Annotated in this window: 20 protein-coding genes; 15 read left to right on the top strand and 5 right to left on the bottom strand. The window is 36.4% G+C overall.

Going from position 1 to position 20,117, the window contains the following annotated elements; genetic code table 11:
• Window positions 1-141: 141 nt before the first annotated feature.
• Together M1D60_RS12100 and M1D60_RS12095 are read left to right on the top strand one after the other, a co-directional pair.
• Window positions 142-1,011 (top strand): hypothetical protein, encoded by an 870-nt coding sequence (locus M1D60_RS12100; RefSeq protein ID WP_456275143.1) that lies wholly within the window; start codon window positions 142-144, stop codon window positions 1,009-1,011.
• On the top strand, window positions 980-1,912 hold the full coding sequence (locus M1D60_RS12095) for a D-2-hydroxyacid dehydrogenase (protein ID WP_456275142.1): 933 nt from the start codon (window positions 980-982) through the stop codon (window positions 1,910-1,912). Before M1D60_RS12100 ends, M1D60_RS12095 begins: the two co-directional genes overlap by 32 nt.
• On the opposite strand, the gene M1D60_RS12090 is transcribed toward M1D60_RS12095, so the two are convergent.
• Window positions 1,909-2,802: a VanW family protein gene (locus tag M1D60_RS12090; RefSeq protein WP_456275141.1), complete on the bottom strand. Its 894-nt coding sequence runs from the start codon at window positions 2,800-2,802 to the stop codon at window positions 1,909-1,911. The genes M1D60_RS12095 and M1D60_RS12090 overlap by 4 nt on opposite strands.
• Window positions 2,803-3,158: 356 nt before the next feature.
• On the opposite strand from M1D60_RS12090, the gene M1D60_RS12085 reads away from it, so the two are divergent.
• Together M1D60_RS12085 and M1D60_RS12080 are read left to right on the top strand one after the other, a co-directional pair.
• Window positions 3,159-3,983 carry an aldo/keto reductase gene (locus M1D60_RS12085; protein WP_456275140.1) on the top strand — a complete coding sequence of 275 codons (825 nt, stop codon included), beginning with the start codon at window positions 3,159-3,161 and terminating at the stop codon, window positions 3,981-3,983.
• Between the two features lie 231 nt (window positions 3,984-4,214).
• Window positions 4,215-5,093, top strand: coding sequence for a proline iminopeptidase-family hydrolase (locus tag M1D60_RS12080; RefSeq protein WP_456275139.1), 879 nt, complete (start codon window positions 4,215-4,217; stop codon window positions 5,091-5,093).
• Window positions 5,094-5,157: 64 nt separating this feature from the next.
• Here the strand turns inward: M1D60_RS12080 and M1D60_RS12075 are convergent, their stop codons facing one another.
• Entirely contained in the window at window positions 5,158-5,820 is a 663-nt protein-coding gene (locus M1D60_RS12075) for an HAD family hydrolase (RefSeq protein WP_456275138.1), read from the bottom strand.
• 112 nt (window positions 5,821-5,932) lie between these two features.
• Between M1D60_RS12075 and M1D60_RS12070 the strand changes: the two genes are divergently transcribed.
• Entirely contained in the window at window positions 5,933-6,472 is a 540-nt protein-coding gene (locus tag M1D60_RS12070; protein ID WP_456275137.1) for a flavoprotein, read from the top strand.
• A 76-nt stretch (window positions 6,473-6,548) separates the two neighbouring features.
• Here the strand turns inward: M1D60_RS12070 and M1D60_RS12065 are convergent, their stop codons facing one another.
• Window positions 6,549-7,139 (bottom strand): guanylate kinase, encoded by a 591-nt coding sequence (locus M1D60_RS12065; protein ID WP_456275136.1) that lies wholly within the window; start codon window positions 7,137-7,139, stop codon window positions 6,549-6,551.
• 220 nt (window positions 7,140-7,359) lie between these two features.
• Window positions 7,360-7,530, bottom strand: a complete 171-nt coding sequence (locus tag M1D60_RS12060; RefSeq protein WP_456275135.1) for a YozQ family protein — start codon at window positions 7,528-7,530, stop codon at window positions 7,360-7,362.
• 274 nt (window positions 7,531-7,804) lie between these two features.
• On the opposite strand from M1D60_RS12060, the gene M1D60_RS12055 reads away from it, so the two are divergent.
• The 8 genes from M1D60_RS12055 to nagZ all read left to right on the top strand — a co-directional run bounded on the left by M1D60_RS12055 (window position 7,805) and on the right by nagZ (window position 18,532).
• The gene (locus M1D60_RS12055) at window positions 7,805-9,403 is read left to right on the top strand and encodes a LysM peptidoglycan-binding domain-containing protein (RefSeq protein WP_456275134.1); all 1,599 of its coding nucleotides are present in this window, start codon (window positions 7,805-7,807) and stop codon (window positions 9,401-9,403) included.
• Between the two features lie 623 nt (window positions 9,404-10,026).
• On the top strand, window positions 10,027-10,815 hold the full coding sequence (locus tag M1D60_RS12050; protein WP_456275133.1) for a reverse transcriptase domain-containing protein: 789 nt from the start codon (window positions 10,027-10,029) through the stop codon (window positions 10,813-10,815).
• A gap of 517 nt (window positions 10,816-11,332) precedes the next feature.
• Window positions 11,333-12,175, top strand: coding sequence for a group II intron reverse transcriptase/maturase (ltrA, locus tag M1D60_RS12045; protein ID WP_456275132.1), 843 nt, complete (start codon window positions 11,333-11,335; stop codon window positions 12,173-12,175).
• On the top strand, window positions 12,135-12,578 hold the full coding sequence (locus M1D60_RS12040) for a group II intron maturase-specific domain-containing protein (RefSeq protein ID WP_456275131.1): 444 nt from the start codon (window positions 12,135-12,137) through the stop codon (window positions 12,576-12,578). Before ltrA ends, M1D60_RS12040 begins: the two co-directional genes overlap by 41 nt.
• Window positions 12,579-12,723: 145 nt before the next feature.
• Window positions 12,724-13,227, top strand: a complete 504-nt coding sequence (locus tag M1D60_RS12035; protein WP_456279426.1) for a group II intron maturase-specific domain-containing protein — start codon at window positions 12,724-12,726, stop codon at window positions 13,225-13,227.
• Between the two features lie 435 nt (window positions 13,228-13,662).
• Entirely contained in the window at window positions 13,663-15,255 is a 1,593-nt protein-coding gene (locus M1D60_RS12030; RefSeq protein ID WP_456275130.1) for a M2 family metallopeptidase, read from the top strand.
• A gap of 137 nt (window positions 15,256-15,392) precedes the next feature.
• Entirely contained in the window at window positions 15,393-16,877 is a 1,485-nt protein-coding gene (locus tag M1D60_RS12025) for a glycoside hydrolase family 32 protein (RefSeq protein ID WP_456275129.1), read from the top strand.
• Between the two features lie 44 nt (window positions 16,878-16,921).
• Entirely contained in the window at window positions 16,922-18,532 is a 1,611-nt protein-coding gene (gene nagZ, locus M1D60_RS12020; protein WP_456275128.1) for a beta-N-acetylhexosaminidase, read from the top strand.
• A gap of 136 nt (window positions 18,533-18,668) precedes the next feature.
• Here the strand turns inward: nagZ and M1D60_RS12015 are convergent, their stop codons facing one another.
• The gene (locus M1D60_RS12015; RefSeq protein ID WP_456275127.1) at window positions 18,669-19,097 is read right to left on the bottom strand and encodes a CBO0543 family protein; all 429 of its coding nucleotides are present in this window, start codon (window positions 19,095-19,097) and stop codon (window positions 18,669-18,671) included.
• A gap of 371 nt (window positions 19,098-19,468) precedes the next feature.
• On the opposite strand from M1D60_RS12015, the gene M1D60_RS12010 reads away from it, so the two are divergent.
• Entirely contained in the window at window positions 19,469-19,807 is a 339-nt protein-coding gene (locus M1D60_RS12010; protein WP_456275126.1) for an antibiotic biosynthesis monooxygenase family protein, read from the top strand.
• A 5-nt stretch (window positions 19,808-19,812) separates the two neighbouring features.
• A complete protein-coding gene (locus M1D60_RS12005; RefSeq protein WP_456275125.1) occupies window positions 19,813-20,079 on the top strand; it encodes a glutaredoxin family protein in 267 nt (88 codons plus the stop codon).
• Window positions 20,080-20,117 lie beyond the last annotated feature (38 nt).

The following is a 20,117-nucleotide window of genomic DNA, read 5'->3' as shown; positions in this document are numbered from 1 at the left end:
TTTTTAACCATTAATACAAGATAGTAGAACTAGATGAACATGATTTTGAATGGATAGAGATGAATCATTAATGTGTATAATGGAAATAGCAAAGATTATATAGTTTGATTTCATCATTTACACTTTCAGAAAGGTAAGGAAATGGAATTTCTGTCTATCATTTTAAAAGCTATGCTAATTAGTTTTATAGAATTATTTTACCTTTTTGGGGTCATCATTACCGTCGGTTTTATTATTGGGTGGATAGAAAGAAAAATTCACACTTATTTGGTTAGAGCTTTTGGTCCACGTGGGATTCTTCTTACCGCATGGATCGGAACGCCTATTCATGAATTAGGACATTTGGTCCAATGCTTTATTTGGGGGCATCGAGTAAAGAAGGTAAAGCTTTTACAAGTTCATGCTCCAAACGGTGTTCTTGGTTATGTTGAACATCAATACAACCTAAACAGCCTTTACCATCAGGTCGGTAATTTCTTCATAGGAATCGGGCCTATTATTAGTGGAATTGGTTCCCTTATACTTGGGATGTATGTCTTCATTCCAGAGGCTTTTCAGATTTTTACAGCAAGTCTACATCAGAATATTACAATAGACTATTACAGTGTGGAATATATGGTCTGGTCTACTTTAGATACGGTGATTCTATTAATGACAAGTATGTTTACTCTAGATCATCTCTTTCATCCTTTATTTTGGATATATCTCGTACTAGCTATGTGTATAAGTTCTCATATGGCTTTAAGTAAGCAGGATATAAAGGGTTCAGCAAGAGGCCTTTTGACAATCTTTATGGTCCTTGTTTTAATCAAGCTAGGTGCGGGGCTCTTAGGGTTTGATAGTCATCTGTTGGTTATAAAAGTAGCGGAGTATAACGCGTATGTAATGGCTTATTCTTTTATTGGAATATTATTTGCTCTGTTTTCATTATTGGTCAGTTATATTATTTACATAGTAAAAAGTAAGAAGGAGATTTCACATGGACATAAAAAATATCCTTATAGTCGGTAACGTTCAAGAGGAATTTGAGAAACAAAAATTGAGCCAGTATACACAGAATTTCCGTTTCGTCTCGGTCGAAGAGATAACAGAGGCGGATTTCATATGGGCAGATGTGTATGTTGGTTCAAGGCCCAGTACTAATTTCGATTTATCAAAATTAAAGTGGGTTCATTCTTTTAACGCAGGGGTTAATAATTTCTTAGCAATGGAGGGCTGGAAGGAACAAAATATCTTATTAACTCGAACAATATGCTCGTTTGGAAAAAGAATTAGTGAGTATTGCTTAAGTTATGTATTAAGAGATCTACAATATCATTCGGAATTCCAACAAAAGCAACATGATAAAAATTGGCAGCCTAAAACCCCTAAAATGTTGAAAGACCGAACGATTCTCATATATGGAACCGGTGAAATAGGTCAAGATTTGGCAAGATCGTTTCATTTCTTTGGTGCAACCGTTTATGGTGTTTCTAGAATGGGTCAGCAAAAAGATTACTTTAAAGAGGTTGTAGAAATTAATTCTGAACCCGCTCTTTTATTAAAAGCAGATTACATTATTAGTACCTTACCGTTAACAAATGAAACGAGCCAACTCTTTAACAAACATTATTTCAAACAGATGAGAAATTCTTTCTTCATCAATGTTGGAAGAGGAGCAACGGTAGATGAAGAAGCGTTGGTTCAAGCTTTAAACAATGGTAATCTACGGTTTGCTGTATTAGATGTTGTAACCGAAGAGCCTTTACCAAAACATTCAATGTTGTGGGAAAGACAGGATGTGATGATTACTCCCCATATTTCAGCTGTAACAGAATTAAACGAAGCAACATCCTGTTTTTTTGACACACTTAAAAAAGTAGAAAATAATGAGAAGTTATCTAACAAGGTTGATTTCGTAAAGGGCTATTAATTTAGAGCTGATAGATCGAAACTTAAGCGCTTATTTGAATCATTGACAACTTCGGAAGAATAAATTTGAATGAACACACGACCATGTTTAGCGTTTGCTCGAATAAGAATAGGCTGATTAAATTCATTTTTAAATGTGAAATCCGGTCCATACCAACTTACTGTCGCATCTCTTCCAGGTGGCACATACGGAACACTTCGGCTATGAGAATACCGTTGAATAATTTTTACTCCTGCTTTGTCCACAGCATTAAACAAGGTAGAAGAAACTTGACAGATTCCACCACCAACTCCATCATAAAGTTCTCCCTTTATAATGATAGGAGCTGGAAGGTAACCCTTTTCAACCGTTCGTTTACCTACAATCTTGTTAAAAGAAAATACTTCTCCTTGGAAAACAACTTGGTTGTTAATTGCCTCAGTAGCCAGGTGAATATTGTGTGAACGTTTCGTTTTATGTTTATTAAAATAAGTAACATAGCTTCCTATTTCTTTTACATATATCTCGGCTAGAAGCTCACCACTTACTCTAGGGTGAATGATACGAGTAGGGATATCAAGTGTTTTCGGATTATGATTTAAGAAATAGGTATATAGTTCTTTGGTTAAAGTCTCACGATCTAGCCTATATCCTGGACTACCAGCGACGATCTCATTTCGTTCATTAATAAACGCATCAACGGGGTCTTGATTAATTTGTTGCTCAAGCTTATCGAGAAGTTGTGAAAACATTTGATGATTGATTAATGGTAGATCTGTTAAAGATGAGGTAAACGCATCATGATTTATAGTAGCAATAGTTTCTCCTTGATAAGTTAGAATTAAATCATCAAAATCATGTTCAGTTGCGGATGAGACTATCAAAAAAATACTCAAAAGGATTCGTTTCATTTTTGTTCCTCCTGAAGGTAGTATTTCTCAAATTTATGATTAAAATGAGGAATAGTAACTTTGGTAGGAACTTTTTTTGACTTCTCAAGCTTATTACTTGACCACTTATTCTTATCATGCTAGATTTTTAATATATTCTAATAATTTCGAAGCGCGAAATAATTATCGAAGAGTTCGTTTTCGGAGTACTGGTATCATTACATAATTTACTATTATTGCACGAATCTTTGATATCTTTTTTTGATTAGTATCAAGGAGCATCATTACCGGTCCAAATGGCAAAATAACGGTTGGAATTACTTAATCTTACATATAGATGAAGAATTCATTCATTATATAAAAAAGGAGAAATGAAGATGAACATTGTTACATTAAATAATGGTTTAAAAATGCCTCAGCTTGGATTTGGCGTTTGGCAAGTTACTGACGAGGAAGCAACCACAGCAGTCGCAAAAGCAATTGATACTGGTTACAGATCTATTGATACAGCAATGATCTACAAGAATGAACGAGGTGTAGGAGAAGCAATTAAAAATTCTTCAGTACCACGTGAAGAATTATTTATCACAACTAAGGTTTGGAATAGTGATCAAGGCTATGACAATACATTACGGGCATTTGATGAAAGCTTGGAAAGACTTGGTTTAGACTATGTAGATTTATACTTAGTCCATTGGCCGACTCCTGAATTTGATCAGTATGTAGACACATATAAAGCACTAGAGAAACTTTATCAGGACGGTAAGGTAAAAGCGATTGGTGTTTGTAATTTTGAAATTGAGCATTTAGAACGTCTATTAAATGAGTGTGAGGTTGTACCGGTATTAAATCAAATTGAATGTCATCCTTACTTAGCACAAAATGAACTAAAGGAATTTTGTACTAAGCATAACATTTTCGTAGAAGCATGGAGCCCACTTGAGCAAGGAGGAGATGTGTTAAAGGATGAGGTGATTACAAAGATCGCTGAGTCACATCAAAAGTCTCCAGCGCAAGTTGTATTACGATGGCACGTACAAAATAATACGATTGTGATCCCTAAATCAGTTACACCTTCTAGAATTGAAGAAAACTTTAATGTTTTCGATTTTGAATTAACGGCTGATGAGATGACACAGATTGATGGACTTAACATCAATAGACGTAGAGGTAAGCACCCAAATGAGATGAATTTTAGATAAATGAAGGATTAGACGTGTAGAGTCATTATGACTCTGCACGTTTTTATATTGGGCCATGATCGATCTAAGAAAGAGTAAAAAGGCCTCTATAACTCTACCAATTTATTGAAATAGGTAGAAAATAACGTTACATTAGAATTATTGGTTACCTTATATTTGTGTATTTTATAATTTACATAGTAACTAGAAGATTAAGTAATTTTATATATTTAAAGAAAAGGGGATAAAGAAATGTCTATTACAGAGGGCTATATTGAGGTTACTGGTGGGAAGGTATGGTATCAGATTCATGATAACCATACTAACACGACGCCGGTTATTATTTTACATGGTGGACCGGGGTCTTCTTCTTATTCCATACAGGTGCTAAAGGAACTTGCAAAAGAACGTCCTGTCATTTTTTATGATCAATTAGGATGTGGAAAGTCGGATCGACCTACAGATTCTTCATTATGGACAATTGATCGATTTGTAGAGGAGTTAGGACAAATACGCGATGCACTATCTCTAAATGAGTATCATATCCTTGGTCATTCTTGGGGAACGACACTAGCAGCAGCCTATTATTTTGTAAAACCGGAAGGAATAAAGAGTGTTACCTTTTCTAGTCCATGTTTAAGTGCACCTAGGTGGGCTGATGATCAGGAAGAAAATCGAAAACAACTCCCTATCCAAGTTCAAAATACGTTAAAAAAATGTGAAGTTAATGGTACTACTGATTCTGAAGAATATAAGGAAGCTACAAAAGTATTCAATCAGCACTTTGTGTGTCGACTCAATCCTTTTCCAGAGTTTCTAAAGGCCGGAAAAGACCAACAAAATCCTGAAATTTATAACATTATGTGGGGCCCATCTGAATTTCATGTAACAGGAAATCTTAAAGATTTTGACTGTACCTCACAATTACATTCGATCACGGTTCCTACACTGTTTACATGTGGAAGATATGATGAAGCTACCCCAGCTTCTACCGAATATTTCAGTTCACTCACACCCAACGGAAAAGTTCATATATTTGAACAAAGTGCTCATTTACCTTATATCGAAGAACCTGAAGAGTATACAAAGGTAATAGGAAGTTTTTTAAAAGAAATTGACAGAAATATATAGTTTTATAACATAAAAAAACAGACTGAATTAGGTCTGTTTTTAAATTTTTCGTATTATCTTAGGCTTACGATGCAAAAATCTTCCATTGGTTTTGCTTTGCAATTTTCATCATATCTTCTTTAGGATTGACAACGACAGGATGAGTGACAAATTTCAATAAGGGTATATCACTTTCACTATCAGCATATGCCCATATTTCCTCTGTTTGATTGGATTGTTGGTGGTCAATCCAATCTTTCAGTTTCTCAACTTTCACATTTCCATTAATAATTTGGCCAATTTCACCAGAGCAAAAACCTCTTTGATCAAATAGTAATTTTGTACTAATTACCTCAACCTCTAATCCTAGATAATTTGTAAAAGCGACTAAAAATGGATGAAGTGCTCCTGATAATATGATAATAGTGTCACCATTTCTTTGATGTTCTTTAATTTTGCTGACTAGTTTGTGATGAATTTCTGATTTGCCTAACTCAACAAGATCCTGAAAAAATATGTCTAACTCTTCAGCTGTTTGTCCCTTAAATGTTTTAGCAAATGCTTTAAAAAATTCATGTTGAAATGAAATTTTTCCTTTCCTAAGACCAATGAACACTGCTTTAATTAATCCTTGAATGACTGCTAACCACTGTTTTGTAGTGAATCTCTTTTTACCAATTTCAAACATTGCTTTAAAGGAATTACCCTGGTATAGGGTTCCATCAAAATCAACTGTAATGATTGCCAAACCTTTCACCTCATTTTTAGTTTAGAGTTTTACCAAAGAAGGGGACAGTTTAGACAGGTTCCCTTGTTATATATGATAGAATCAAAATAAATCATCAGAAGGAGGTAGTATTTTGTCAAAGCCTAAAAATATATTACTAGGTCTTACGGGATCGATAAGCGTTTCTAACATCATTCCTTATATTGGAGCTATACAAAACAGCTTCGGATGTAGAATGCATATAATGATGACGCCAGCAGCACAGAGCTTTATACCAGCTAGTACCCTTATACATAGTGTGGATGGAACTGTATTTGTAGATTTATCAGAAAAAGGCCCTTTTAAAATGCCTCACGTTGAGCTCACACATTGGGCAGATGCAATTGTCATCTTACCTGCATCAGCAAATACATTAGCAAAAACAGCACATGGCTTTGCCCAAGATATTGTTTCTGCAACTATTCTGGCTTCTGAAACGCCAACCATCTTTTTTCCAAGTATGTATGCTGGAATGTGGCGTAAGAATAGTGTTCAACAGAATATTAAACGGTTAATTGAAGATGATTTTATTATTTATTCAACAGAAACCGAGAAAAGTGGATTAGCTTCTTTGTCTGGTGGTTCTCTTCCAACTCCTATAGAAGCATGTCGGTTTATTAGTAATTACTTATAAGGTAAATAATATGATTATGAAAAAACAGGTTAAAAATAACGGAGAGTAGCATAAACAAATGCTACTCTCTTTACCTTTAATAATCTGTAACTGTTAAATTTCTTTCTAGATAAGACTCAATTACTTCGCTAATTTGGAAGGACACTTGAGGTAAATCATAGTTTTCAAAGGAATGCTCACATTGGGACTTGTATGCCATTGTTTGATCGTAGTATTCCATATGTACTTTTATAGCCTCAGCATCGTCACCACGTTCTTTTTGTCTTTGAATAACCGTGTCTCGGTCAGCTGATATAAATAATCGGACGACTTGATCTCCATATAATTTTTTAAGAAGCTCTGCACCTTCTATGTTTACGGTGAAATAAACTACTTTATGGTTATTAAAGATATTTTGAATATCAATCTCACGAATCCCATAGTAAGCTCCATGAATGTTGACGGTTTCGATAAATTCATCCTGATGTTTCATTTGGAGAAATGTTTCTTCTTTAATAAAGTGATAATCCTTACCATTAACTTCAAAAGGACGAGGAGCTCGAGTAGTAAATGAGGGGACGGTTTCCATATCAAATGCGGTTGAAACCATTTTTGCTAACGTTTTTCTTCCAGATCCATCTGGACCTGTATAAATGAAAAGCATCTCTTTTTCTTTTAATTGATACATAGATTTCCTCCTTGGTTTATAAAATAGTTTGGTTATTATGTAAATTATACCATATTTTGGACTGGAAGTCTCGTCTGCTTAAAAGAATTTATTGAATAGAAAGAAGATTTAAAAAATCCTTTTCAACTCATATAAGTAAAAATACCCTACGGCTAGTAGGGCATTCTGGTTATACTAGTAATTTCTTTAATTGTAAGAGTTACCTATTTGGGATGAAGTCCTATTTTAAGAGCTGGTCAATAGTACCTTCCATGTAGTCGTCTTCAGCTTGTTCATGTGTAGTAGCAAGTCCTTTTTCTACCTGTGTGTTACCATTATGATCTGATGGGTCAAATTGTTTCCCAGCAATTTCTAAATTTTCTTTGTCTCGAATTTTGTTTTCCTTTTCCACGAGAAAACCTCCTTTCTAATTACTTCTATTATGTGAATAAATATCATTTTTATATGTGGAATCTCAATATACTCTTATTTGTAATTGTAACTAAGAGTAAAGTAAAGAACGGATCTCTTTAACAGGGGACCGTTCTATTAAATTGAAACAGAACTTTACTTTAGCTTACAGCCAATATGTTTGCTTAATAAATTCAACCTCCCTCCATAACAAAATTTACTACTATCCAATCGAATTTTGGGAAATAGTAATGAATAATGGAAAGGTGGAAATAATGGATACATTTACTCATTATAAAATTAGTACTATTGGTAATGAAACTGAAGTGATCTTGTATATGAACCAACTTGGAACTGAGTTTTCATCAGAATTGGGACAGCTATCTGAAGAAGCAAACCAGAATATTGAACAAGAAGCCGTAGGTTATGTAAAAAGAATGCTACCAAGTTTAAAGATATCAAGTATTAAAGTAATGGTAGGTGCGATTGTTCTTACATCAATTGGGATCGGGACATTTTCATCAAAAAATGCATCTGCAGCTTCAATAACCGAAGAGATTCAGCCTCAAATAGCAAATTCATCTTATATGGTTGTCTCGGGTGATACGTTATCCGGAATTGCAAAACGCTTTGGTACTACGGTTGAAGCGTTAAGAAATGAAAATCAATTAAGTAATGAACTAATAAGAATTGGTCAAATGCTAAAAATTCCAACTAGCAATAGCTTATTGGTAACCACTGATTCAGATCTTACCAATACTTCATATATGGTGTCACCAGGTGATACATTATCTGGAATTGCAAAGCATTTTGCTGTAACAGTTGAGGGAATCAAAAAAACGAATCAATTAACCACCGACTTTTTAAGAATCGGCCAATTACTCACAATACCATCCAGTACCAAAGCTGACGAAATAGTGAACAAAACAACAACTTCGTCGGAAATGTATCATGTAGTCTCAGGTGACACATTATCTGGAATTGCGAAGCGTTATGGAGTAACGGTTGAGGAAATTAAACAAACGAATCATTTAACTTCCGATTTTTTAAGAATGGACCAGCCACTAATAATTCCAACGAGTACAAAAAATACCTCTGTATTAAATGGAACTGCCACTGACGCTGCTTCTGGTAAGTATCAAGTGGTTTCAGGTGATACGTTATCAGCTATAGCAAAACGAAGTGGGACTTCGGTGGAAACCATCAAACAGGTTAATCAGTTAAGCTCTGATTTTTTGAGAATTGGACAAATCTTAACAATCCCATCTGGGACAAGCATTCAACCTGAAACGAATACAGCTTCTACCAACACAACTATGTATAAAGTTGTGGCAGGAGATACATTATCCCATATTGCAAAAAGAAATGGCACAACAGTTGATAGCATTAAGCAATCCAATCAATTAAGTACTGATTTCCTAAGGGTTGGTCAATCATTAATCATTCCTTCGGGTTCTAAAGCTAATTCTACACCTGGTGATTCTATTAAAGTAGAATCAACCGTTAATCAGGAAGACCTTATGTGGCTAGCAAAGATGATTTATAGTGAGGCAAGAGGAGAATCGTTACAAGGACAAATTGCAGTAGGGGCTGTCATTATGAACCGTGTGAAGAGCCCATTATTCCCAAACAGCGTGAAAGAAGTTTTATTTCAGATTAGTAATGGTTATTATCAATTTACTCCAGCGGAAAGCGGCACATTAAATCGAGCAACTCCTAATTCTCAAAATATCGAAGCTGCCATGCGAGCACTTAAAGGTGAAGATCCAACAAACGGCTCCCTTTATTTTTATAATCCCACAAAAACAAGTAGTGTATGGTTGAAAAGTAGAACGGTATCAACTACAATCGGGAACCATACTTTTGCTTATTAGATATAAATGAAGGGGAGGCTGAGACATAAGTATTTCAGTTAGTGAAAAACCCGAACAATTAAAGTGCATTCTATTTTTAAAAACTAGTGGAATGGAGCGAAAGACGCTCGACTCCTGGAGCGACCGAGCCTAGGTCGTAACATATAGCGGGTGGGATTCCCGTCGAGAAAGAACTAACCATTCGCTCGTAGCGAGTCTTGGAGAGTAATTGGTAACAATTACTTTTAAGCGTAGACAGTTAGGTAATGGGCCGTAAGCCTTTAAGGTTGAAGGGATTGAGCTTCGAAATGAGTGTGAGTTGGGAAGGCCGATGCGTTCAGGGGTGCAGAAGGCAATATTGTAATTTTCGCTAAGGTGAGAGGATTACAACTTCCTCGGAGTCGATGACCATGGCACGTTACACATTGATATGTTACGGCAACTCGGGAGAACCTTTAGGTCTTATCCGTCAAGGATAAGTAATGACGAACAAGCGATAACAAAGTAAGGGCTGTCAAATGCCTAAAGGTAGTCGGATAGTGTCATAGTACCAATGAAGTTCGGTAATTCGAACGGAGGAAAGGACACTACCCGTCATCACCCTTGATTGGGAAACATTAACTACACGTAGAGGTAGGGGAATAATGGAAACAAAACTTGATAGGATAGCAGAATTAGCAAGAACCAATCATGATATGAAGTTCACAACTCTTGCGCACTTATTAACGGAAGATAATCTCAAACAATGTCACCATGAACTAAAAAGTGGCAAAGCTACAGGTATAAATGGAGTCACTAAAGAGAAATATGGCGACAAGTTAGATGATAACATCAACAGTCTAGTAAAACGACTAAAGAGTAAGAGTTATCGACCTGTACCTGTTAAAAGGACTTACATTGATAAGCCTGGGTCGAAGACCAAACGACCACTTGGTATACCAGACCACGAGGATAAAATCGTTCAGCGTGCGGTAACTAAAATCCTAAACGCTATTTACGAAAATGACTTCCTTGATTGTTCTTTTGGATTCCGTCCAAATAGAAACTGCCATGATGCGTTAAAGATTCTGAATGTCTATATAGAAAACAGATCTACTAATTATGTAGTTGACGCAGATATAAAAGGATTCTTTGATAATGTGGATCATGAGTGGGTGATGAAATTTCTAAATCACCGTATTAATGACCCAAGTTTCCTAAGGATTATCCACCGTTTCTTAAAGGGGGGGTATATGGAGGAAGGTAAGTACATTGATACAGACAAAGGAACACCCCAAGGGGGTGTTATCTCACCCGTTCTCGCTAATGTATATCTTCATTATGTCCTCGATTTATGGTTTGAGAAGGTGGTCAGAAAGCAGTGCAAAGGTCAAGCTTATATGGTTCGTTATGCTGATGATTGTGTGCCACGAAGGCAAACAAAGTGTGCTTGAAAAGCACACCTAGTAAGCCGTGCTGCACTTAAGATGAGAGTAGGCCTCTCGCAATCGCTATACAGGTGGAGATTGCAAACCACCCTAAGGTGCTTTAGTCAAAAGCTATGGTATTGAGCGTTAGGGAAAAGGCAGAACAAGATTCTGTCAGGTACATATTAAGGAGACGAAAACCATTGAACCGCTGAGGAAGTATCGAAAGCGTATAGATGTCATCAAAACCGAGGGGGAGTCGTTAACTCGGGATAAGTTCGGAAGAAACCTGTTTTACTGTCCGTTCGGTGACCGGTATAAAGGCGGCGTGAACTTAATATAGGCTTTTGTGTGGAACGTGGGAACCTACGACATGGATGCTAAGGGAGAAATTCGAGTGGAAGCCCCACAAGAATCAGAGTACCAATGCCATGTATAGGGGCGGAATAACTCGTAGTAGCTATGAAACCTCCTAACGGAGGTGGAGCAAAGGGGTTATGTTATTCAGTTTTATGAGCAAGTCAACCATTAGTGGGAGGAACTTATGAATAAAACAAAGCCATATGCAATATCTAAAAAGATAGTTTATGACGCCTTTCTAAGAGTAAAAGCAAATAAAGGGTCAGCTGGGATTGATGAAGAGTCAATAGAACAATTCGAAATGAACCTAAAAGATAATCTCTATAAACTATGGAATAGAATGTCTTCAGGAAGTTACTTTCCTCCAGCAGTTAAAGCTGTAGAAATACCGAAGAAAGCTGGTGGTACTAGGACATTAGGGATTCCAACTGTGGCAGATAGAGTTGCACAAATGGTAGTAAAACTATATTTTGAACCCTCTGTAGAAACTTTCTTTCACGAGGATTCCTATGGGTATAGACCTAACAAAAGTGCCATTCAAGCATTAGAGATAACCCGCAAAAGGTGTTGGAAATACAATTGGGTTCTAGAATTTGATATTAAAGGCTTATTCGACAACATTGATCATGGATTACTAATGAAAGCAGTGGAAAAGCACACAAATATCAGATGGGTAAAACTATATATTGAAAGATGGTTAAAGGCACCTTTCCAAACGAAAGAAGGTGTAAAGGAACGTACCGCTGGCACACCGCAAGGTGGAGTCATAAGTCCTGTTCTTGCGAACCTATTTCTACATTACACATTTGATAAATGGATGGCTATTAACCATTCAAACAACCCATTCGCAAGATATGCGGATGACGCAGTCATCCACTGTAAGACAGAAGATGAGGCATTGAGACTGCTTGAATCCTTAAACACTAGGATGAACGAATGTAAACTTGAACTACATCCAACTAAAACAAGGATTGTTTACTGTAAGGATGAAGATAGAAAAAGAAAATCACGAAAACACTACGTTTGATTTCCTGGGGTACACGTTCAGACCAAGACTGTCCAAAAACAGGTGGGGTAAGCACTTTGTAAACTTTACACCTGCGATTAGTAATAAATCTAAGAAATCAATTCGGCAAAAAGTCAGGGACTGGAAGCTTCAGTTGAAAGCTGGAAAGGACCTTTCGGACCTATCAAATATGTTTAACTCAAAGATAAAAGGTTGGATTAACTACTATGGCAAGTTCTACAAATCAGAAATGTACTCAACGTTAAGGCATATTAATAAAGCTTTAATAATGTGGGCACGAAAGAAATATAAAAGGCTCGCTCGTCATAAGAAAAGGGCGGAACATTTTATTGGTAGAATTGCAAAACAAAATCCCAGACTCTTTAAACACTGGGAATTAGGTATTAAACCATCAGCTGAATAATGGGAGCCGGATGAGCTGAGAGGTTCACGTCCGGTTCTGTGAGGGACTACTGGGGAGGTTCCAGTGGTCTACTTGCCTTGTGTGCTGTTTTCAACTGCGTAGTGATGCTGAAAACTTCTACAAAGCTTTAATCGAGCGACTTGAAATGTTTAGCCTTGAAGTGGCGGAGGATAAAACCAAAATCATTACCTTCGGTAGATTTGCCGAAAGTGAGTTTAGAAGGAATGGTCAAGGCAAACCACCTACATTCGACTTTCTAGGTTTTACTCACTACTGTAGTAAAAGTAGGAGTGGACAATTCAGAGTCAAACGTAAAAGTAGTCAAAAGAAGGTCAGAGCCAAATTAAAGAATCACAAGGCTTGGTTAAAATCTCATCGTACAACCGACATAAAAGACATCATGTCTAGATTGAGTAGGTCTCTAGCGGGATACTACACCTATTACTGCATTACAGACAACACTAAAACAGTAAGTGGGTTTCTAGAAAGTGTAAAACGTCTGTTATTTAAGTGGATGAACAGAAGAGGTCAAAGGAAATCGTTTAGCTGGGAAAAGTTCAACTTATTTCTAACAAAGTTTCCTCTACCTGAACCGAAGGTTAAAGTGAGCATTTATAAATTGAGAAAAGACATTAATTATATTCTGTGAATGATGATGGGAAGAGCCGTGTGCGTTAGTAGCGCAAGCACGGTTCTGTGAGGAGTGAGGCTAGAGTTCTAAATTAGAGAACAAAAGCCCGCTTACTCGACCGGGAGATAGAGGAAAGGCTGAGACCCCGCAGGCGTAGCCGAGGAGGCTCAGATTCCTCCCCGCGGAAAGCGAGCGGCTGCAGCGCAATGGAACAACCCTGTTTTTCCAGCTTAACTAGTTAATAAGTACGAAAAAAACCGTAAACAGTTTTTATATTTGATAGGTAGACAAATTTTAAGATTATTCGTCTTTGAGACTGGGGTATTTTGTATTGTCTCAGCCTCATTTTAAAAAAACAATTACTTTGATAACCGAAATAAATCTGATAGAATAATAGAGAATTCTACTAATTTTCAGTATTTAATGAGTTCTATAAATCAAGACGGGGGCAAGATGATGAGTTTAGAACAATTTCTAAAACAGCAAAATGAAATAATGAAAGAACTACATACTAACAGAGCGCAGTCCTCTTGGATGTCATCTACAACTGGGGAAGAGGAATGGAATAAAAAAACGGCAGAAGCACAAACAGAAATGAACATCTATTTTTCCAATAAAGAACTTTTTGAACAAGTTAACGATTATTTGAACCAAGAAAACCTGAATCCTCTCGATCAACGTGAGTTGGAAACTCTTTATTCAAGTATGGTCAGAAACCAGTTACCAGAAGAGGATTTAAAAGAGATGGTACAACTATCCACTGAGCTGGTTAGTGTATTTAATACGTTCCGTGCAACTCTTGATGGGAAAGAAGTCTCTGAAAATGATGTTCGTGATATTCTAATCAAGAGTAATGATTTAGAGCTAAGAGAAAGAGCTTGGCATGCTAGTAAGCAAATTGGACAAGAAGTTGAAGAGAAGCTATTAACACTTGTTCGAAAGCGTAATGAAACAGCTCGTCAATTAGGTTTTGAAGACTACCATCAAATGAGTTTTGAGCTACAAGAATTGGACCGTGACTATGTTTTTAATACATTTAATGAATTGGTAGAGCTTTCTAATGAACCTTTTCGTCAACTAAAGGGAGAAATGGATGCAGAATTAGCAGAGCGCTTTCAAGTCTCTGTTGAAGAATTACGTCCATGGCATTATGCCGATCCATTTTTTCAAGAAGCTCCACCTTCTAAGGAGTTGGACTTAGATCCTTATTATCAAGGGAAAAATTTAGAAGAACTAACTAGTGCAACTTTTATGAGTATGGGGATGGATATTACAGACATGCTCTCAAAGAGTGATTTGTATCCACGAGCTAAGAAAAATCAACATGCCTTTTGTACAGATATTGATCGTGAAGGCGACGTTCGTGTGTTATGTAACAACACTGAATCAGATTACTGGTCAGCTACCATGCTCCACGAATATGGACATGCGGTATATTTTAAATATATAGATAAAAGCCTACCATTTAGCTTAAGAAGACCAGCACATACCTTAACTACAGAGGCGATTGCTATGCTATATGGTCGTATGGCTAAAGATCCTGTTTGGATGAAGCAGTTCTTAGGTTTAGATCAAAACGATATAGAAAAGTTAAAACCACAAATAGAGTTGTCTCTTCGTAGACAAATGCTGATTTCTGCTCGCTGGATTATGACATTTGCATTTTTTGAACGTGAGCTTTACAAAAATCCAAATCAAGATTTAAATGCACTATGGTGGAAGATTGTAAACGAGGTACAGTTTGTGAATCCTCCAGAAGATCAAGACTACCCACACTGGGCAGCTAAAATCCATTTCACTCTTGTCCCAGTTTACTATCAAAACTATTTATTAGGCGAGCTAACAACTTCACAACTACAGAGATATATCGAGAAAAATGTATCAGAAGATTTCTTTTCAAAGAGTGTTGGTGAATTCCTGATTAATCAATTCTTCGTACCAGGTGCACGCAATCATTGGAATACAAAGATCGAAAAAGCAACCGGGGAGAAACTAAATCCGAGACATTTTGTTGAACAGTTTGTGAATGTGAATCAAGAGGTTTAATTTAAAGGCTGCCAACAATTTAAGAGAAGCGATCCGAGTCAATGGATCGCTTTTTTTCAAGACTGCTAGTTTTTAACACATCAAAATCAAGGTTTGTTGTAAACTATAACCAACTGTTTATAGAAAGGATAGTTCAGATGAAACATCAAGAAGTACTAAATGAAGCACAGAAAACGATTGGTACAAAAAAAGAGAGTGTCAGAAGGTCACAGTGGTATCCGACCTACCATATGGCACCACAAGTAGGTTGGATGAACGATCCGAATGGATTTAGTTATTATAAGGGAGAATACCATGTGTTTTATCAGCATCATCCATTTTCGCCTAATTGGGGTCCTATGTATTGGGGGCATGCAAAGAGTAAGGATTTATCAACATGGGAGCATATGCCGATTGCCTTAGCACCAAGCGAGGAGTATGACAAGGATGGGTGTTTTTCAGGGAGTGCTATTGAAATAGATGAGAAGATGTATTTATTCTATACGGGAAATGTATGGACAGGAGAGGACCGTGACCATGACTTAAAGCAGGTCCAATGTATGGCAATAAGTGAGGATGGTATTCATTTTAAAAAGGATGAACAAAATCCTATTATTACCGAAGCACCAGCTGGTGACATACATCCGTTTCACTTTAGAGACCCAAAGGTATGGAAAAAAGATGATATCTATTACATGGTACTGGGATCAAAAACAGAAGAAAACATCGGACAAATTTTACTCTATCAATCAAAAGATCTACATACATGGGAGTTTATCAATGTTGCAGCAACTGGAAAAGGTAATTTCGGTTTTATGTGGGAATGCCCTGATATCTTTCAACTAGAGGGTCATGATATTCTTCTAATGTCACCTCAAGGAATGAAGCCAGACGATTATAAGTACCATAATCTCCACCAATCTGGGTATGTAATGGGAACACTTGATTATGAAAAAGGTAAATTACAACATGGTCCGTTTGAGCTTTTAGATTACGGTTTTGATGTATATGCACCTCAGTCCACCATAGATGATCAAGGAAGAAGAGTGATCATTTCATGGATGAATATGTGGGAAAGTGATATGCCTGAACAAAAAGATGAATGGGCAGGTGCTCTAACTATTCCTCGAGTCATGACAATAGAGGATGATAACATTCGGTTTCGACCAGTCCCTGAATTACAGTCACTACGAAAAGAGAAGGTTGCTTACCAAAATATTAAAGTTAACGGGAGCATTGAATTAGAGGGGATAAATGGTAATAGTATCGAAATATTGGCTACGATTGATGCAAGTGAAGCATCTCGTTTTGGAATCAAGCTTAGAGTAAATAAAAAGCTTGGTGAGGAAACAGTCCTTACATTCGATAAATCCAACGGGCTATTTTCTTTTGATCGTGAGAATTCGGGAGCTGGACCTAAAGGAATTCGGAATGCACCAGTAAAACTACAAAACAATAAGCTTCATCTTCAGATTTTTCTTGATCAGTCTTCGGTAGAAGTTTTTATTAATAACGGTGAGAAAGTAATGACAGGAAGAATTTACCCTAATCAACAGTCGAGTAATATTCAATTCTTTAGTGATGGAGAAAGTCATATTGTTGAACTAGAAAAATGGAAATTAGGAAGTGCGTTTAACTATTAATAATGAAACAACATATTCTCCGAATAAATGAAGGGAGTGTTAGAATGATGGCCACTTTATCAATCCGTCAAAAAATTGGTCAGTTAATGGTCTGTGGTTTTCAAGGTGATCAAATTGATTCCATATCTGACATTAAAAATCTTATTGAAACCTACCATATTGGAGGACTCATTTTATTCGGAAGAAATATAGGGACGCCTCAACAGGTATTAGAAGTAACAACCTCCCTACAAAAGCATGCGAAAACAAATGGTCATGATCAACCTCTTCTTATAAGTATTGATCAGGAAAATGGAATGGTGAGAAGACTTGGAGAAGGAACTACTCCGTTTCCTGGTGCGATGCTACTAGCTGCAACTGATGACGACAAGCTTACATATGAGATAGGAAAAGCTACGGCTAGAGAACTTAGGGCTCTCGGTATTAATTGGAACTTTGCACCAGTTGTTGATATTAATAATAATCCTGAAAATCCAGTGATAGGGGTACGGTCATTTGGTGAAACAGCTAAAAGTGTTAGTAGATTTGCTAAAGCCTCGATGAAGGGAATGCAAGCAGAAGGAGTAATAACCACTTTAAAGCATTTCCCTGGTCATGGTGATACCCATGTGGATTCACATCTAGCACTACCTGTCATAACACATCCTTTGGGTACACTAGATAAACTAGAGTTAGTTCCTTTTAAAGAATGTATCGCTGATGGTGCCGATACTATTATGACGGCTCATGTTTATTTTCCTGGGCTTGAAGCTGAGAGTAATCGACCCGCAACAATGTCACATAAAGTCATCACTGGTTTACTTCGTGAAAAGCTTGGTTTTGACGGCGTTGTGACAACTGATTGTATGGAGATGAAGGCTATCGCAGATACAGTTGGAACAGCAAAAGGGGCAGTGGAAGCCATTAAAGCAGGTGTCGATCTTATCATGATTTCTCATTTGCCATCGCTACAGGTAGAGACAATTGAAAGGGTTGTTTCCGCAGTTGAATCCGGGGAAATTTCTGAAAGTAGAATAAATGAATCATATCTCAGAGTACAAAAGCTTAAAGAAAAATATCTTTCATGGTCCGATTACTCAGTTAGTATGGATGGATTGGCAGTACCAGAAATCGTAGGGTGTGAGAAACACCATGAATTAGCAGAAAAAGCGTTTAGAAAAGGGATAACAATTGTTAAAAATGAAGACAAAGTTCTTCCGCTCAAAACTGATGAATCCCATAAAATTATGGTCGTTTATCCTTCAGCATCCTACTTAACATTAGTAGAAGAGCAGGGTTATTCTCGTAATGAATTAGGTATGATTATTCAGGATTACCATCCTTCTGCAAAAGTATTTCCGGTTTCGACTGAGCCGAGCGGGGAAGAAATAAACGAAATACTAAAGATTGTTCATTCCTTTGATACGATTATAATTGGAACATTGTCTGCTCAAAAATCATCAGGACAAAAAGAACTCTTACGTTTGTTATTGGATACGGGAAAATCAGTGATTGTACTGGCGATGAGAAATCCTTACGATTTAGCGATTGTACCAAATGCACCTGCTTTTGTTACAACCTATGAGTTTACTTCGAATGCATTAAGGATGGCTGTGAAGGCGATATTTGGAGAGGAAGAAGTAACAGGAAAACTTCCAATTTCACTACCTTTTTAATAGAATGACTTGTTTAGAGTAACAAGGTATTAATTTTACTATCACCTGCTACCATTAAGATAGCAGGTGATAGTATTTTATTTAACGATAAGTGATGTGAATAATTAGACTAGGAAAATTGAATACTTTTCTGATGTTAGTTTAGAGAAATCTTTCCTTTGTTAATTATTCTAATAACACCAATAATCAATCTACAAAGCCAAAGTTTTAAAACCAAGCTGATTAGTGAGTGATACCAAGACCACCCTTTTCTCCAAGTAATCAGTTTTGTTCTTTTTGCTGCAATCGTTTCTATTATTACTTGAGGTACTACAATTGGAAATACTTTTAAGAATACACCAATAGGCGAGCTGTTTAGTGTCCATTGATTATAATAAAGTAACATTAAAGGATAGTGTATATAGTCAAATGGGAGATGGATTTTGAACTTATTAAAAGGTTTTATTTTATATTTTAAATATCCTTTAGAAACTAAATATTTATCAGCACCATAATTTCCAATACAAGATACTAGGTATACAATAATCCAATCTTTAAAAGGACGTTTAATTATTGCGAAGGGCAATAGGACTAATCCTATAATGGTAGTCCATATTAAAAAATTGTATGAAATATTCTTGTTTGATTTTATTTTTACCACCTCCAACTGTATTTTGTCTTATTTCTATTGTTTCTATGTTAAATCTTACTTTTTTTTGGCAAAAAGATAGAACCTAAGGCAAAAGCGCCTTATTGGTACAACAAACAAATGTTCAAAGAAGGTGAAATAGATAAATTGCCATCTTTTCTTCTTGGGTACAAGTTACTTTCCTGATATTACTTCTCCTTCATTTAACTAAAATTTTTTATTACACAATGATCCCTTTATCCTAACTATGTGGTCACGATATTGATGTTTTGTTAAAATAAATGTAAAGAAATTTAGGGAGGGTTACTATGATTGCTCGTGTTTGGAGAGGATGGACAAGTGAGGGAAATGCTGATGCTTACGAAAATCTGTTGAGGACAACTATTCTTCCTAGCTTTAGCAAAATCGACGGTTATCTTGGTGGTACTATTTTAAGAGCCATTCAGAACCAAGATGAAGTAGAGTTCATCATCACAAATTATTTCGCTTCTTTGGATTCAATCTTAGACTTCGCTAGTCAAGAAGATTTTACAATCGCAGTTATAGAGCCAGAAGCTAGAGAACTGCTTTCAAGAGTCGACACACATGCAACTCATTATCAGGTAAAAGAAGCATTTCAACTAGAAGGTTTTTTTAAAGGAGATTAATGTCTTTGGAAACAAAAATTCATATATCTCATATCGTGATTGTCTATACAAGTAACGATTGTGTGGAGTGTACATATGTAAAGAAAATGCTTGAAGAAGTAGGTGTACCTTTTCAAGTAAGAAATATTACTGAGCAGGAGCAATATAAACAAGAAGTCGAGAAGTTTGGTTTTTTGGGTGTACCGGTAACAGTTGTTGGTGACACTGCTATAAAAGGATTTACTCTTGAACTCGTTGAATTAATCAATAACATTAGTAATGGTACAGAATAGCATAAAATGTTCTACTTTTCCTAAGATATCTATATATC

This window comes from Bacillus sp. AK128, assembly GCF_053903075.1.
Note: the sequence above shows the minus strand (reverse complement) of the source record. Positions and strands in the feature narration are given on the sequence as shown.

Bases quoted from the DNA above. Each gene is read 5' to 3' on its own strand.
- M1D60_RS12100 (WP_456275143.1), top strand. From the start codon at position 142: ATGGAATTTCTGTCTATCATTTTAAAAGCTATGCTAATTAGTTTTATA.
- M1D60_RS12095 (WP_456275142.1), top strand. From the start codon at position 980: ATGGACATAAAAAATATCCTTATAGTCGGTAACGTTCAAGAGGAATTT.
- M1D60_RS12090 (WP_456275141.1), bottom strand. From the start codon at position 2,802: ATGAAACGAATCCTTTTGAGTATTTTTTTGATAGTCTCATCCGCAACT.
- M1D60_RS12085 (WP_456275140.1), top strand. From the start codon at position 3,159: ATGAACATTGTTACATTAAATAATGGTTTAAAAATGCCTCAGCTTGGA.
- M1D60_RS12080 (WP_456275139.1), top strand. From the start codon at position 4,215: ATGTCTATTACAGAGGGCTATATTGAGGTTACTGGTGGGAAGGTATGG.
- M1D60_RS12065 (WP_456275136.1), bottom strand. From the start codon at position 7,139: ATGTATCAATTAAAAGAAAAAGAGATGCTTTTCATTTATACAGGTCCA.
- M1D60_RS12055 (WP_456275134.1), top strand. From the start codon at position 7,805: ATGGATACATTTACTCATTATAAAATTAGTACTATTGGTAATGAAACT.
- M1D60_RS12050 (WP_456275133.1), top strand. From the start codon at position 10,027: ATGGAAACAAAACTTGATAGGATAGCAGAATTAGCAAGAACCAATCAT.
- ltrA (WP_456275132.1), top strand. From the start codon at position 11,333: ATGAATAAAACAAAGCCATATGCAATATCTAAAAAGATAGTTTATGAC.
- M1D60_RS12040 (WP_456275131.1), top strand. From the start codon at position 12,135: ATGAAGATAGAAAAAGAAAATCACGAAAACACTACGTTTGATTTCCTG.
- M1D60_RS12035 (WP_456279426.1), top strand. From the start codon at position 12,724: ATGTTTAGCCTTGAAGTGGCGGAGGATAAAACCAAAATCATTACCTTC.
- M1D60_RS12030 (WP_456275130.1), top strand. From the start codon at position 13,663: ATGATGAGTTTAGAACAATTTCTAAAACAGCAAAATGAAATAATGAAA.
- M1D60_RS12025 (WP_456275129.1), top strand. From the start codon at position 15,393: ATGAAACATCAAGAAGTACTAAATGAAGCACAGAAAACGATTGGTACA.
- nagZ (WP_456275128.1), top strand. From the start codon at position 16,922: ATGATGGCCACTTTATCAATCCGTCAAAAAATTGGTCAGTTAATGGTC.
- M1D60_RS12010 (WP_456275126.1), top strand. From the start codon at position 19,469: ATGATTGCTCGTGTTTGGAGAGGATGGACAAGTGAGGGAAATGCTGAT.